At 67.5% G+C, this 14,666-nt stretch carries 13 protein-coding genes; 7 read left to right on the forward strand and 6 right to left on the reverse strand.

What is annotated here, in order from left to right; all coding sequences use genetic code 11:
* Positions 1-455 precede the first annotated feature (455 nt).
* Together NXI30_02505 and NXI30_02510 are read right to left on the reverse strand one after the other, a co-directional pair.
* Positions 456-1,685 (reverse strand): NnrS family protein, encoded by a 1,230-nt coding sequence (locus NXI30_02505; protein ID MCR9093066.1) that lies wholly within the window; start codon positions 1,683-1,685, stop codon positions 456-458.
* Positions 1,682-3,487 (reverse strand): NADPH-dependent assimilatory sulfite reductase hemoprotein subunit, encoded by a 1,806-nt coding sequence (locus NXI30_02510; GenBank protein MCR9093067.1) that lies wholly within the window; start codon positions 3,485-3,487, stop codon positions 1,682-1,684. Before NXI30_02510 ends, NXI30_02505 begins: the two co-directional genes overlap by 4 nt.
* Positions 3,488-3,587: 100 nt before the next feature.
* On the opposite strand from NXI30_02510, the gene NXI30_02515 reads away from it, so the two are divergent.
* Positions 3,588-4,403: a cyclodeaminase/cyclohydrolase family protein gene (locus NXI30_02515; protein MCR9093068.1), complete on the forward strand. Its 816-nt coding sequence runs from the start codon at positions 3,588-3,590 to the stop codon at positions 4,401-4,403.
* Between the two features lie 45 nt (positions 4,404-4,448).
* Here the strand turns inward: NXI30_02515 and NXI30_02520 are convergent, their stop codons facing one another.
* From NXI30_02520 to NXI30_02530, 3 genes are all read right to left on the reverse strand, one after another.
* Positions 4,449-4,892: an antibiotic biosynthesis monooxygenase gene (locus NXI30_02520; GenBank protein MCR9093069.1), complete on the reverse strand. Its 444-nt coding sequence runs from the start codon at positions 4,890-4,892 to the stop codon at positions 4,449-4,451.
* Between the two features lie 42 nt (positions 4,893-4,934).
* A complete protein-coding gene (locus tag NXI30_02525) occupies positions 4,935-5,372 on the reverse strand; it encodes an Rrf2 family transcriptional regulator (protein MCR9093070.1) in 438 nt (145 codons plus the stop codon).
* 199 nt (positions 5,373-5,571) lie between these two features.
* Positions 5,572-5,913 (reverse strand): hypothetical protein, encoded by a 342-nt coding sequence (locus NXI30_02530; protein MCR9093071.1) that lies wholly within the window; start codon positions 5,911-5,913, stop codon positions 5,572-5,574.
* 186 nt (positions 5,914-6,099) lie between these two features.
* Here NXI30_02530 and NXI30_02535 point away from each other — a divergent pair, with 186 nt between their 5' ends.
* The 3 genes from NXI30_02535 to NXI30_02545 all read left to right on the forward strand — a co-directional run bounded on the left by NXI30_02535 (position 6,100) and on the right by NXI30_02545 (position 9,432).
* The gene (locus NXI30_02535) at positions 6,100-7,290 is read left to right on the forward strand and encodes an ATP-binding protein (protein ID MCR9093072.1); all 1,191 of its coding nucleotides are present in this window, start codon (positions 6,100-6,102) and stop codon (positions 7,288-7,290) included.
* Entirely contained in the window at positions 7,287-8,624 is a 1,338-nt protein-coding gene (locus NXI30_02540) for an SEC-C metal-binding domain-containing protein (protein ID MCR9093073.1), read from the forward strand. The genes NXI30_02535 and NXI30_02540 overlap by 4 nt, the downstream gene beginning before the upstream one ends.
* A gap of 478 nt (positions 8,625-9,102) precedes the next feature.
* Positions 9,103-9,432 carry a helix-turn-helix domain-containing protein gene (locus NXI30_02545; protein ID MCR9093074.1) on the forward strand — a complete coding sequence of 110 codons (330 nt, stop codon included), beginning with the start codon at positions 9,103-9,105 and terminating at the stop codon, positions 9,430-9,432.
* Positions 9,433-9,555: 123 nt separating this feature from the next.
* On the opposite strand, the gene NXI30_02550 is transcribed toward NXI30_02545, so the two are convergent.
* Positions 9,556-10,326 carry a glucose 1-dehydrogenase gene (locus NXI30_02550; GenBank protein MCR9093075.1) on the reverse strand — a complete coding sequence of 257 codons (771 nt, stop codon included), beginning with the start codon at positions 10,324-10,326 and terminating at the stop codon, positions 9,556-9,558.
* A 239-nt stretch (positions 10,327-10,565) separates the two neighbouring features.
* Between NXI30_02550 and NXI30_02555 the strand changes: the two genes are divergently transcribed.
* The 3 genes from NXI30_02555 to NXI30_02565 all read left to right on the forward strand — a co-directional run bounded on the left by NXI30_02555 (position 10,566) and on the right by NXI30_02565 (position 14,663).
* Positions 10,566-11,951 (forward strand): beta-lactamase family protein, encoded by a 1,386-nt coding sequence (locus tag NXI30_02555; protein ID MCR9093076.1) that lies wholly within the window; start codon positions 10,566-10,568, stop codon positions 11,949-11,951.
* A gap of 301 nt (positions 11,952-12,252) precedes the next feature.
* Positions 12,253-13,587 carry a hypothetical protein gene (locus NXI30_02560; GenBank protein ID MCR9093077.1) on the forward strand — a complete coding sequence of 445 codons (1,335 nt, stop codon included), beginning with the start codon at positions 12,253-12,255 and terminating at the stop codon, positions 13,585-13,587.
* A gap of 53 nt (positions 13,588-13,640) precedes the next feature.
* Positions 13,641-14,663, forward strand: a complete 1,023-nt coding sequence (locus NXI30_02565) for a hypothetical protein (GenBank protein MCR9093078.1) — start codon at positions 13,641-13,643, stop codon at positions 14,661-14,663.
* The last annotated feature ends 3 nt before the right edge of the window (positions 14,664-14,666 follow it).

The raw sequence follows: 14,666 nt of genomic DNA on the forward strand, positions 1-14,666 counted from the left end.
CCGACTCCCGAACGAAGGTTACGCAGGCACCGCGCGATCGCGAACCGGGATCACTCGACTTCCTCCGAAGCACTGGGCTCGTCGTGGCCGACCGCGCATTGCTCCCGCGCGAGGCTGAATCTGTATCGATCGATATGACTCCGCGTTGCTGGGGCACGATTCGAATGGCGTCCGAGTCTCCACGCGAATGGTTGACGCGCGATCAAGCTGGATGTGCTCCGTCCATCGACGTGCCGCCTTCGCTTCGCCTACACCCTCCGGAGACAGCGGGGCGTTCGTTGAATCCGAGGATGCGGAAGACGCGGTTGCGTGTCCGGGTGCGACGAAGAAGATCCAGCGGGCGCAGCTCACGGGGGTTCTCCCGATCTCGGGGCGTTGCGAAGCCGACGAGCCAGAACGAGCGCACGATGGTGGTCGTCGGACAGGGGCAGCAATGCAGGATGACGCTTCATGTCCTATCCGGGGCGCCCGTCGGGTCGGGGCATAGTGAGGATCGACCAATAGCGGACCGTGAACAGTCCGAACGCGCAGGTCCAGGCCAGGGCGCTCGCCAGGAGCACCGCGCGGTGCTCCACGCCGGAGACGAACGGAGCGGCGACGCGCGTCAGCGCGGCCAGGTGGACGAGCACATAGCACCACACTACGCCTTCCGGCAGAACGAGAGGTCGCCCGGTATGACCGATGCCGACGCGGGTCATCACCGCAATGATCGTGCCCCCGATCGCACCGACCGTGAGCGCGTGGAGGCCGACCGTCGAAGGTATGGATACGCCCAGGTCGGATGCACCCGCGAGAAGAAGCCCGACGACGACCCATAGGGATCCCGCATGGAGGGACCACAGCAACGGATCCGAACGAGTCTGCCAGCTCTGCCAGCCCGCCATCCTGGCCAGCGCCGAGAGTCCGGCGATCACGCCGAGGATTCCCGTGGGCGAGGACCGGCCCAGGATCGAAGCCGACACGGCGGTTGCGACCGCGGATGCGATCGCCAACCGGTTCAGCCACAGCCAGCTCCGGACGACGACCGTGCGCCCGCGCTGTCGAAGGGCGTTCTGCGTGAAGGCGGGCGTGATTCGTCCGCCAATCTCGAGGATCAGGATCACGAGCAGGTCGACGGCGAATCGCAGAGCGGTTCGGGCCAACCCCGGGGCGACCCCGAGAGCGTCGGCGTGTACGGCACCGTTCGCTCCTGCCAGCACCACGACGATTCCGACGACGCCGTAGTTGCGAACCTGCCCCGAGCCCCAGATCGTACGCAGGGCCGCGACAGCCACTGCGGGCAGGAAGGCGAAGTCGACGAGCGCGACCAGCCAGGCAGGGAGCACGGTCGCAACCGCGAACACGACCCGCCCAGCCACCCAGAGGGCCAGCAACGCCGCGAGCGGTCGCCCCGTCAACGCGGGACCGCCCGTCCAAACCGGTGAGGCCGTCAACAGGAACCCGGCGATCGCCGCCGCCGCGAGTCCGAAGACCATCTCGTGACCATGCCACCACATCGGGGCCAGCCACGCTGGCGTCGGGGCGCCACCGGTCCACGCGACCACCCACCAGAGAATGGCGATCGATGCGTGGAGCCCCAGCACGAGGAAGAACGGCCGAAAGGCCCGACCCCAGAGGCCGAAGGGCTCGGACGAGGACGGGGCGAGCTCCTCGACGGCGAGGGCCGGCGCGGGAGGAAGACTCACGCCGGACTCTCCCGCTTCGAAGCGAGCGTCCTCCCGGGCTCCGCCTTCTCCCCAGTCAGGAGGTCCCGTCTACCCGCTCCACGCCAACATCGTTCGTAGAAGTCCCCGAGTGCCTCCTTGGACTGCCGACGCTTGGCCCAGTCCTCGAGCAGCGGTCGCACCCGATCGACGAGCGCATCCTGCGGAACGCTCGCTGCATGGAGCGCACCCAGCCTCGTCCCTTCGAGCGTTCCGCCGATGAACACGTCGTAGTGGCCCGGCTTGCGACCGACCAATCCGATGTCGGCGTTGTAGGGTCGCACGCAGCCGTTCGGACAACCGGTCATCCGCAGAGTGATCGGCGTGTCGTCGAGGCCGAGATCCGCGACGACGCGCTCGAACGCGAGACCTACATCCTCGGAAACGCGCTCGGATTCGGCCAGGGCGAGACCGCAGGTCGGCATCGCCGGACAAGCGAGCGAGTGGCGGCGAACGAAGCTCAGGCTCTCGGGCAGGGGGAGCGAGAAGGCGCGCAGAACCCGCTCGACTTGCGAAACCTGCTCTTCCGTCAGATTCGCGAGGAGAATGTTCTGCTGGGGCGTGAGGACGACCGAAGGACGCAGCGCTTCGACGAGCGTTCTCACCACGGTCTTCCAGCGATGTCGCGCGTCATCGATGATCCGGCCGTTCGGAAGCCAGATCTCGTAGAGCCAGCGTCCGTCGCCCTGCTCGTGAGGCCCGAGCCAATCTCTATGCTGTAGCGGTGCCGTGTCGACCCAGGGCTGGAGTGGGAACGCCGCGCGGCGCTCGAACTCGTCGCGGAACACGTCGATCCCCCACTCCTCCACGACGTACTTCAAGCGAGCGTGGCGGCGATCGGTGCGATCGCCGAAGTCGCGATAGATGGACGCGATCGTCCGAACCGCTTCGACCAGGTGGCGGCGCTCGACGAAGCCGAGTGGCGTCGCCAGCCGGGCGTACGTCTCGGGCTTGCGATGGGTCAGACCCGATCCGCCGCCGACCAGGACGTTCGCGCCGCGCAGCTCGCCCGACGCCATGATGCCGATCAGCCCGACGTCCTGGCCGTGGACATCCGTCGAGTTGTCTTCCGGAAGGGCGAGTCCGGTCTTGAACTTCCGAGGCAGGTACGTGACGCCGTAGAGGGGTTCGGTCTCGCGACTCGAGTCGATGCACTCGCCATCGAGCCAGATCTCGTGATAGGCGTTGGTCGCGGGGGTCATCGCCTCCGTCAGCTCCGCGGCCAGACCGTGGAGCGCTCGATAGCCGCCGCGAGCCAGCGGGGCGGGAGGCGCCACGATGTTGCGCTCCACGTCGCCGCATCCGCAGAGGGTCGAGATCAACGCTTGGTTGACTCGCTGGATCGCCGTCTTTAGATCCCCCTTCAGCAACCCGTGGAGCTGGAAGTTCTGCCGTGTCGTGATGCGAAGCGAGCGGTTGTAGACGAGGTCTTCCGCCAGCTCGTCCAGTGCCAGGTACTGCTCGGCGGTCAGCTGGCCGCCGGGGATCTTCGTGCGGACCATGAAAGTGGGCTGGCGGTCCGCTCCGGTCAGCCGCGCCACGGAACGCGTGTCGCGATCTTCCTGCTGGTAGATTCCATGAAACTTCGCGACGCGCTGATCGAGCTCGGAGAGCCCGGGCTCGGCGTCCGCGAGGGACTCGCGAAGGCTGCCCCGGAGGTGGCGACTCGCGCCCTTCGTGCGCTCGACGCCGGACGGTGCGCCTTTCCGCGCGAGTGGAGCCGGAAGGGAGCCGCCGTACGAACGAGGCGCTCCCCGCGATCCGGGACGATCATCGTCGGCCAAGACTGACTCTCCCTCGCGCTCGGCGACCAGAACGGCGGCTTGCAGAGACGGGCGTCTCACATAAGCTATATCCCGGATAGATCTTTACCATACACCCCCTGTGTCGCAAGGGATCGAGCTGTACATCATGGAGACCCCGCCTCGAGACGCTGCCGAGGAGATCCGACGGCGCTGCATCGACGCCGCACGGAGCGGCTACGAAGACGCGCTGATGAGCGGACTCTGCCGAGAGGGCGCGTGGGAGGCGGCCGTGAGCGCGATCCAGCGACTCGATCTCGAACGCGTCAGCGACGACGCGAGCGCGGCCGGTACGCCGACAGACGATGCGTCGAGCAATCGGGAGCTGGCCGAGCACTGCATCGACCTGGCTCGGAGGTTCACGCGCGCCGGGCCACCGGCAGCGGGCAGTGCGGCTGCGGTCACCGGCGCGATCGCAGCGGGCCTGCTGGAATGGGCGGCGGGCGCTACGGAAGGCCGTGGACAGGAGGCGTTCCGCTCCCGGGCGGGGAGAATCAGGGGCCGTGCTGCGGCACTCGCAGCTTCCCTTGCGTCGGCCGCACAGGAGGATGCCTCCGTGGTCGGGAGCCTCGTCGAATCGCGCGACCGCGCCGATCCTCGATCGGTGCTCCTCGACGCGACCGAGTCCGTGCTCGAGGTCGCAACAGGCTGCTCCCAGGTAGCGACGCTCGTCGCCGAGCTCACCCCTCATGCCCAACGGACGTTCCGTCCCGATCTGGAGGTGGCGCTACGGCTGGCCTGCAGCGCGAGTCAGAGCGCACTCGACTTGTTCGAAACGAATCGTCCAGGCGACGAGGAAGGATCCGAATGGCTCCTGAGCGCGAAACGACGAGCGTGGAGAGTTCGTCTCCTGCTCCGTCGAGCCGCCGTCGGCATCCGCTCCTCGGACTGGGAGTAGCGATCTCTCCGACAAGACACCGGACGAACTGGGATTCCGCCAGTGTCAGATCGCCGACGCGTCCGATGGCCCTTCGATCCGAGCCTCGCATTTTGCGCAAGCACTCGGCTGAGACTCGTCCCAGCCTGGTCGGCCCTGCGTCCATCGCCCGCAGCTCGAGCACTTCCGCGCACGCGCGTGGTCTTTGTCGAGCACGTATTCACCGAAGCAGCCTTCGGTGCACCACTTTCGAAAGCCCGGCATCAGGACTTTCTTGTGGAACTCGTTCTCGACCCAGCGCGTGACCGCGTCGGCGTGGGTCCAGAGCGTCGAGAACTGGTACCGGCGCCCGGGTCGAGCCCAGAGGACCGCCTGGAGGCAGCCTTCGACGCCTCGGGTTTCGTCGAGCGTTCGGTCCCGATGGCGAAGGAACTCGGCCTCGCCCTCGGGCGTAAAGACGAACTCGGCGAGAACGAGGAGGGGAGCCTCGTTCGGTGCAGGGTCACTCATGTCGGCGATTCTCCGTTTCGCAGGCGCACCGCGCGCCTCCCGTCACGAGGGCGTCAGCAGACGAACGAGCGTCCGCTTCCGCCGGGCCACGAGATCGGCGAGGGTGTATCGATCGAGGGTCTCGAGGAAGGCATCGAGCGCCTCCGCGAGGACGCCCTTCAGCGTGCACGCCGACTCGAGCCGGCAGGTATTCGTGTCTGGATCGAAGCACTCGACGAGGTCCAGGCTCCCTTCCGCGTGCCGAACGACCTCCCCGACGCCAATCTCGTCGGGGCGCCTCGCGAGCCGAAGCCCCCCGCCGCGCCCACGCACCGTCTCGAGGTAGCCCGCACGTCCCAGCTCGTGCACGACCTTCGTGAGGTGGGCCTTCGAGATGTCGTAGGCCTTCGCGATCTCGTCGATCGTCGCCAGATGGTCCGTGTGGACACCCAGGTACATCAACACGCGCAAGCTGTAGTCGCTGTATCGAGTGAGTCGCATCGACGAAAAGATGCATCAAATATCCATGTTCATGCAAACGCGGCCCCTGCCGATTCGATTCCGGGGGCTGCGCGGCCCCCTCAACCGCTTCACCCGTCACCGCGCAGACCCCTTCCAGGGATTCCCCGACGTGCTTCCCCGCCGACATCGCGAGACGATCTCCGAGAAGGCCGCGGAACGTCGCCAGGAACGAGGAGAACTACGCCGGCTGCGTCCGCGGCTCGACGCCGTGCTCGGCGTGACTCGTTCCGAGTGCGCGAAGGTCGGCCTCCAGCCATGGCTCTCCGGCGCAATGTGCGAGCCATGACTTCCGGGTTTCCTGAATCGTCTCCTCGCGCTCCGAGAGCGCGTACTCGCCGACGAGCGGCACGATGTGCGGGTAGCGCTCCATGAAGCAACCGTGGAATCGCTCGACTGACGTCGAGCGGCTGTGACTCGCGACGCCGAGTCCGAGCACTGCCGCGGCAATACCCAGACCTCTCTCGGCCGCCTGACGGATGACTTCGTCTTCGAGCTCAGGCCAGACCTGCCTCTGGCTCATGGGACGCTTCCGCGTCGCCCAAGCTAGCCCTTCAGGTGTTCCCAGTTTCGGGGCAAGTCCTGGCGTCGCGGACAACCCGGATTCCCCGAAGGGCTCCCGATACGAGTCGGCAGGTCATTTTGACTGAATTTATCGAGTTTATCCGAATTCGATAAACTCCCTAATTTCGCTATAAACATCCCTGTCATGGACCCTGTCTCGAATCCGTTCGCCCCTGGCGCAGGCACGCCGCCGCCCGAACTCGCGGGTCGGGACGACGTTCGCGAGGCGGTTCGAATCGCGCTGGAGCGGGTCCGTCGCGGACGCTCGACGAAGAGCGTCTTGATGGTTGGACTCCGAGGAGTCGGGAAGACCGTCCTGCTCGACCGGATGCGCGACGACGCCGAGGCGGACGGCATCCACACGGTCCGGCTCGAAGCGCCGGAATCCCGCTCGCTCCCCGCCCTCCTCGCCCCGGAGCTCCGGCAAGCCCTCCTGCGACTCTCCAGGCTGGAACGTGCCAAGACTCTCGCAGAGCGGGCGCTTCGCGCGCTCGCCGGCTTCGCCAAGGCGCTCAAGGTCAAGTACGACGACATCGAGGTGGGCCTCGACTTCGAGCCCGAGCCGGGCCTCGCCGACAACGGCGACCTCGAACGCGACCTTCAGGTCCTGATCGAGGCCGCCGGCGAGGCCGCGAAATCCGGCGACACGGCGCTGGCCATCTTCATCGACGAGCTCCAGTACGTCGAGGAGGAGCAGCTCGCCGCCCTGATCACGGCACTCCATCGCGCCGCCCAGCGACGACTCCCCATCGTGCTCGTCGGCGCGGGCCTCCCACAGCTTCGGGGTCGCATGGGTCGGGCGAAGTCCTACGCGGAACGACTCTTCGACTTCCCCGAGATCGGACCGCTCGACGAAGAAGCCGCGAGCGCAGCACTCTCTAGGCCGGCCGAAGCCGAGGGCGCCGCGTTCGAGCCGGAAGCGCTCGACGCGGTTCTGGGGAAGACGCGGGGCTACCCGTACTTCCTCCAGGAGTGGGGGAAGCATTCCTGGGATGCCGCGGACGAGTCCCCCATCACCGCAACGGACGTGGAGCAGGCATCGACGACCACGATCGCGGCACTCGACGAGAGCTTCTTTCGCGTGCGCTTCGATCGCCTCACGCCGAGCGAGAAGAGGTACCTCCGTGCCATGGCGGAGCTCGGCCCCGGCCCGCACCGCTCGGGCGACATCGCAAACGAGCTCGGACGACAGGTCACGTCGCTCGGCCCTACTCGGGGCAAGCTGATCTCGAAGGGCATGATCTGGAGCCCGAGCCACGGAGATACGGCCTTCACCGTCCCCCTCTTCGACGAGTTCATGCGGCGCATCATGCCGGGCGACGATTGGCGGGAATGAGCGGCGGGCCGCGGCGCAACGATCCCTGCCCCTGCGGCAGCGGACGCAAGTACAAGCGGTGTCACCTCGCCGAGGACGAGGCCGGACGAGGCGCGCGCACCCGGGCCGAGCGGTTGGGCACGCTCGGAGCCGACCTCACCAACGCGATCTGCGCGTACGCGCACGAGCGATTCGGCGAGCGCTGGGACGACCCCGCGTTCGAGATCTTCTTCGAACCTGAAGATGCTTTCCAGCTCCTGGTGCCGTACTCCGCGCATCACGTTCCGATCGAGGGGCGCACGGCTGCCGAGTGGTTCCGCGAAGCGTTCGAGCCCGAGCTCTCGGCCGACGAGCGCGCCTGTCTCGACGCCGAGGCTGCGTCGTGGCTCTCGCTCTGGCAAGTCATCGACGGGCGGCCGGGCGACGGACTCACGTTGCGCGATCGACTGACCGGACAGGTTCGCGATGTCATCGAACGCACGGCGTCGCGGACCCTGAAGGAGGGCGAGAGCGTGCTCGCGCGGCTGGTCGAGCTCGGCGACTTCGTCTCGATCAACGGACTCTACCCCGTCGCCCTGCCCGAGACTGAGGCCGCGGAGATCGAGCGCCGCACCCGCGCGCACCTGCGGCGCAAGCGCGACGTCCGGGTCGAGCGCCTGCGCGAGCCCAAGACGATGCGCTACCTGATCCGCCGCGTCGACGAAGCGTGCGAGGCGCGGCTCGCGGGGCCAACGCTCGTCAACAACGATGGCGACCCGATCCTCTTCACTACGGACCACTTCGAGTTCGAGACGGGGGCAGACGGCGAGATCGCACGCCGGCTGGCGGCGCTCGGTGGCGCGCGCGACCACGAACCCGGCGACGATGAAGATGGCGCCGACGCCAGCGAAGTGTTCGACTTCGTCGGACGCGGCGAAGTACTCGTCGGACAGGCGCGCGTCGGCGACCGCCGTCTGCGCGTCGACACGAACTCCGTGGAGCGAGCTGACACTCTGCGCGGGCGGATCGAGCGTTCTTGTGGATCGCTGCTCCGCCACCTCGTCCGCGAGCACGGCGATCCACTCTCGGCGGCGGCGGTAGGAGGGGGCTCGGCGGAGGATCAGCGGGACGACGAGCCCAGCCCCGAAAGGCACGCGCTCGCGCGCGCCATCAAGGAGCAACACTACGCGGAATGGCTCGACGTGCCGGTTCCAGCGCTTCGGGGCGAGACGCCGCGAGGCGCGGTCTCGACGGAAGACGGCCGCGCGCGGGTCGAGGCCCTGCTCGCCGACGTCGAACGGGCCGAGATGTCGCTCCCTGCCAACGAGCGGTTCGACTTCGGGCGGCTGCGGCGCGAGTTGGGGCTTGGCGAATGAGGTGCTCCGACGGGCGATAGATTCGCGATCCAAAGGACACCCTGGTGCCGATCACGGGGGTCGAGAGGCACGCTCAAGAGAGCGGGCTCAGCGAAACGCGGGCAGAGGGCGCGAGCGCTCATCTCGGCTGGTCGAAATCAACGACCCGGCCATTCGAAACGTTTGACTGCGGCCATCTGAGAACGTCCGATTGGCCATGTGTGAGCCTCTCTGAGAAAGCGCGCAGGCAGCCGAGTCCGTCCCCTCGAGCGGAAGCCGCAGGCCCGAGATTCAGCATCAGTTTCGACTGACTGCTTTTCTTCGACGTAGTGTCTTTGACCAGGCGGGAAGCTCCGATCTGGCCGAAGCCGAGCACACGCACGAGTTCGGCGCCTGGCGGCAAGCACTCTCCGAAGTCGAGCAACAACGAGCATCAGGAAGAGAGCGCAGGCGAAGTAGACGACTGAACTGCCGCGGCTCAGAACGAGGCAACTCCGACATGGCAAAGTCCTTCAAGAAGCTACGCGACAAGATGAGCCCCGCGGCCCGCGAGCGCGTCGAACGACGCGTGCGTGGGACGCTTCTCGAAATGACGCTTCAGGAGCTTCGACAGAAAGTCTCGGGAAAGACGCAGGCCGAGCTCCTGGATGTGACCCAGGGCGCCATCTCCCAGCTCGAGGGTCGCCACGACATTCTTCTCAGTCGACTGGCGAAGTACGTACACGCCCTGGGCGGCGATCTCGACCTCGTCGCCCGCTATCCGGACGCCGACGTCCGGATCATCCAGTTCGACGAGAACGACGAGGAGACGGTGGCGACAGGGACCTGAGCGTCTCTACTGCCAGATCCCTCGGACGCCCGATCGAAGGCCCGGCCCAGGCTGATCGCGACGAGGCACAGAGGACACGCTCCGTCGGCGCGTTCCCCACGCAAGGCCCGCCGCCGAACTCCCTCAGGAGCAGGGCATGTTGGGATTTCGCATGCCGGTGAACCAGCCGCCGTCGGCGACGAACTCCGAGCCGGTCGAGTAGCTCGCTTCGTCGGTCGCGAGGAAGACGATGACCTGGGCCACCTCCTCGGGCTGGCCGACGCGAGGGATCGGGAAGTGGGCGTAGACCGACTCGTTCAGCTCTTCGACGGACCGGTCCTCCGAGCCTCCCATGGCCGTGTACATCCCGCCGGGATGGACGCTGTTCACGCGAATGCCGTACTGGCCGAGCTCGATCGCCGCGTTCTTCGTGAGTCCCCGCACGGCCCACTTCGTCGACGAGTATGCGGAGAGCCCGGCGGCCGAGTGCAGACCGTCGATCGACGAGACGTTGATGATCGACCCGGATCCGGCCGCCTTCATCGGCTCCACGACGGATCGGATGCCCAGGAAGGTCCCGAACTGGTTGATCTTGAACACACGGAGGTAGTCCTCGTCGGTCGTCTCCGTGATCGCCGCCATGTGGACGACCGCCGCGTTGTTGACGAGCACGTGCAAGGGACCGAGCGACTGCGCGCGTTCGATGGCCGCGTCCCAGTCGGCTTGCTCCGTCACGTCCATGCGAAGGAACACGGCGTCGTCCCCGAGCTCGTCGGCCAGAGCCTGGCCTTCGCCGTCGAGCACGTCGCCGAACACGACCTTCGCCCCCTCCGCGACCATCAGCCGAACGGTCGCCGCTCCGAGACCCCGGGCACCTCCCGTCACGAGGGCCACCTTGCCTTGCAGTCGATTCATCCCAGCCCCGAAGTTCGGACAGCGTGATCGCTGTGGGCTTTCAGGCTAGCAAGTCCACGCTCCGGGATTGAGCACGCGGATCGCGCGCGGACGGCCCTCGCGATCAGGACGCTTCGGGGACAGGCGATCGCAGGCTTCGCTCACGCGTAGGTTTCGTCTGGCCCGCACGAGTACCGTCGCGGCTCGCAGGGCGCTCAGCCACGCATGAGCGCGTATGCTCTCCCGAGGAGGGCTCTCCCATGCGGCTCGTCTCGCTCGTCCTGCTCGTCTGCGGCTCGTCCGCCCTGCTCGCCTGCGCACAGCACGGGCGCCCGGGGAGCGAGGTCCCCCAGACCGCCTGCCACCATCACGCTCACGGAGCTTCGTCGCGCGATTCGGACGCGCTGCTCGCCTTCTCGGCGGAGCGGCTTCCGCGCATCACCTCGGGGCTCGAGGGAGCCGTCGAGTCCGGTCGCGTCGCCGGCGCCGTGGCGCTCGTGTCCCGCCACGGCGAGATCGTGTCGCGGAGCGTCGTCGGGGAGCAGGACCTCGAGGCGGGGATCCCGATGCGGGAGGACACGATCTTTCGCATCTACTCCATGTCGAAGCCTGTGACGAGCGTGGCCGCGATGATCCTCGTCGAGGAAGGACGGCTCCGGCTGGCCGAGCCCGTCGATCGCTGGCTCCCCGAGCTCGCCAATCCCCGGGTGCTGCTCGATCCCGAGGGCCCCATCGACCGGACCCGAGCGGCGACGGGGCCGATCACCGTCCGCGATCTGCTGACCCATACGTCGGGCCTCGCCTACGACTTCACGAGTCGGGGCCCGATCTCCGAGGCGCTTCGCGCACGGGCTCTGCGCGGCAGTGGCTCGACGCTCGAACCCGACGAATTCATGAAACGACTCGGCGAGCTGCCATTGTTGATGGATCCTGGCACCCAGTGGCACTACGGGCTCTCGAGCGACGTGCTCGGCGTGCTGGTCGCCCGCGTGTCCGGACAGAGCCTGCCCGACTTCCTCGAGGAGCGGATCTTCGGCCCGCTCGAGATGGTCGACACGGGCTTCTTCGTGCCCGACGAGAAGCTCGAGCGCTTCGCCGTGAACTACGCCCTCGCGCCCGAGGGCGAGGTCCTCGTCGTCGCGGATCATCCGCGGGACAGTCGCTATCGGAAGCCGCCGAGCATGCCCTCCGGCGGAGGCGGATTGGTCTCGACGGCGGGCGACTACCTGCGCTTCGCGCGGATGATGACCGAGGGCGGCGCGCTCGACGGCGTCCGGATCCTCGCGCCGAAGAGCGTGGCCTTGATGACCGCGAACGCGCTTTGGCCTGAGGAACGACCCGCGTCACCGCCCTTCGGAAGCCGCTTCTTCTTCGCGGGATCGGGCTTCGGCCTGGGCGTCTCGGTCCTCGAGGATCCGGGGCAAGCCGCGCAGTACGGATCGGTCGGCATGCACGGCTGGGGCGGCGCGGCCGGGACCTGGTACTGGTCGGATCCAGCGGAGGACCTCTCCGCGGTCATGATGATCCAGGTCATGAATCAGGGCGCGAACTCACCCCTCAGCCGCGACTTCCAGAAGTCGGTCTACCAGGCGCTCGAAACTCAGAGCGCGGGGTGTCGCCGGGGGCGTGGGCACAGGCGGCGTTGATCGAAGGGGCGGACGCTCCGCGGGAAGGCGGGTCGCGGTGGGGGAGCGGAGAGAGAACTCGTCTCCGCCGTTCGTTCGCAGGTCCGTCGGGCGAGTGCAACGAATTGGCCGAGTCGAGCCGGACCGGCTCTCGGGCCGCAGAGCCCAGGTGACCGAGCTGATTGCCGCGACTCGTGGAGACAGAGCCGTGGGCCATCGATCGCCCACCCGAACTTGCCGTTTGACACCCGTATCGAGCGCCAACTAGCATGGGTTCTCCCTCGCTGAAAGGTTCGCCGTGTCTCGCACTCTGCTTCGCCTCGTGCTTCCCGCCGTCCTCGCTCTGGTCCTGCTCGAGGGCACCCCCGTGGCCGCCGCTCCGGACCGCGTCGCCGTCCAGGGCCAACTGCTCGACGACCTGGGAGAACCCATCGAAGGGGCCGTCGATCTCCAGGTCTTGATCTGGGACCAGCCGACGGGCGGCACACTCTACTACCAGGAGTCCTTCTCCGGACTGGTGACCGACGCGAGCGGCGTGTTCAACCTGGTGCTCGGGACCGGTGTCCTGCAGACGCCGGACGGGATCGGGACCGCCGTCGAGCTGGCCGGCGACACGGCCCACATCCAGCTCCAGATCGAAGGCGAGCTCCTGGAACCGCGCCAGCCGCTCGGCTCGGTGCCCTTCGCCTTCAACAGTCTCTCTGCGGAGAACGCGGAGAACCTGGGCGGTCTGAGCAGCACCGACATCCAGTCCCAGATCGACCTGGCCTCGAGCGACGTCAGCACGCTGAGCGACCGCGTCGACACCGACATCGCGACGCTGCAGGGCGTCGATCAGTCGCTGCAGAGTGGAGTCGACGCCAACTCCTCCTCCATCTCCTTTCTCGGATCCCAGATCCCTTTCAACCTTACGAACCGGTTGGCAGGCGCGGAAGCCCAGCTCTTCGGCGTCCAGACGGATCTCGGCACCGCTCAATCGGACATCGCCGGGTTGCAGTCCACCGTCGCCGGCCTGCCGCAGCTCTCGGCGGAGAACAATTGGACTGGAATTACCAACGGCTTCGACAACATCCAGGCCAGGTCGATCACGATCACGACGGGCCCGTCGACTTCGAGGATCGGCATCGCCTTCGGCAACATCACGAACGTCAACTACATCTTCTCGAACAGCATGGAAGCCGGCTCGATGACGGTCGCCAATCAGATGAGCGCCGCGTCGGTCCGCATTCGGGGCGGCGCCGACATCGCCGAGCCGTTCGACTTCGACGACGCGCAGGCGATCGTGCCCGGCATGGTCGTCGCCATCGACCCGGATTCGCCCGGTCGGCTCCGCCTCTCCACCGAGCCCTACGACTCGAAGGTCGCGGGGATCATCAGCGGCGCCGGCGGCGTGCAGCCGGGCCTCACGCTGAGTCAGGAGGGTTCGATCGCGGACGGAGACCACCCGGTCGCGCTCACGGGGCGTGTCTACACCTGGGTCGACGCCGACGAGAACGGACCGGTCCGCCCAGGCGACATGCTCACCACGTCGTCCCGCCCGGGCCACGCGATGCGCGCGAGCGAGCCGACGAAGAGCTTCGGCGCCGTGATCGGCAAGGCGATGGGTCGACTCGACGAGGGCCAGGGCCTCGTCCTCACGCTGGTCAACCTCCAGTGATCGGACACGCGCGCTCGAGCAACTGCCCGGGACACGCGATCGCGATCGCCGCGATGGCCCTGATTTTCTGTCTCGCGGCTGCGCCCGCGTCCAGTCAGGAGTGCGCCTGCGGCGACGGCAATACGCCCGTACTCGGTTGCTGCGGCGGCGACGGCCAGCGGCTGTGCTCGCTCAGCATCTTCTCGGATTGTCAGACCGCGTGCGTCGCGCCTGCGGAGATCTCGGACCTCGGCGTGAACTGCGCGATCCCGCGCAAGATCGGCGAGTCCTGCAGCGCTTTCCGCCCGTGCGATGGCGATACGGCCGCCTGCTACCCGACACCCGCGCAGGGCCTCGGATCCCAGACCTGTCTGCCGAACGAGGCGATCGGCAGCGAGCCGTGGAACGATGCGGTCTGCCTGTCGCTCTTCGACCCGTCTCGCCAGAACGCGGTGCTCGCGCAGCCCAATCTCGGAGCGCAGAGCTTCGGAACCGGGGTCGCCCTTGCCGCCGGAGTCGCCGGCTTCGTCGAGGTCGGCGTCGTCTACGGCACGGGGGGCGAATACGGCTGCTACCGAAGCGAATGCTTCGGCGGCCAGACGAACGTCTCGGTCGGCGTCTTCGGGTGCGAGGGGCGATTCGAGAGCTGGGAAGCCGTCGCCTCGACCACGCCGCCGGAAACGGGGAGTTCGTTCCTCGTCGTCGGCAGCGGGTCCGTCGGATTGGGGGCCTCCGTCGGGGTCGTCCTTGACAACGGCACACAGGTCGGGTCGGTGGGTTGTGCACTCCTCGAGATCGGCGTCCTCCCTGTCGATATCGGCACATACCAGTGCACGACCCAACGGATCACCTACCTCCCGGGCTTCGGCTCGCGCGACGAAGCCTACGTCGACTTCAGCTACGAGGGCGTCGAGCAGGGCTCCGAGTTCGCCCCGGCCAGTACGCTCATCCTGGGTTGGACGCTCGTCGAGGAGAACGGAGTCGTTCGGATCAGGCCGGGCACGTCGAGCGAAACGCTTCTGCTCACAGGCAAGAACGCGGTTCTGGCCGTCGAAGGACCGGGCGGCGACGTCGTGATCGGGGTGCCCGCGCCATGAAGC

Source organism: bacterium (genome assembly GCA_024742285.1).
Classification (GTDB): domain Bacteria; phylum Myxococcota_A; class UBA9160; order UBA9160; family UBA4427; genus UBA4427.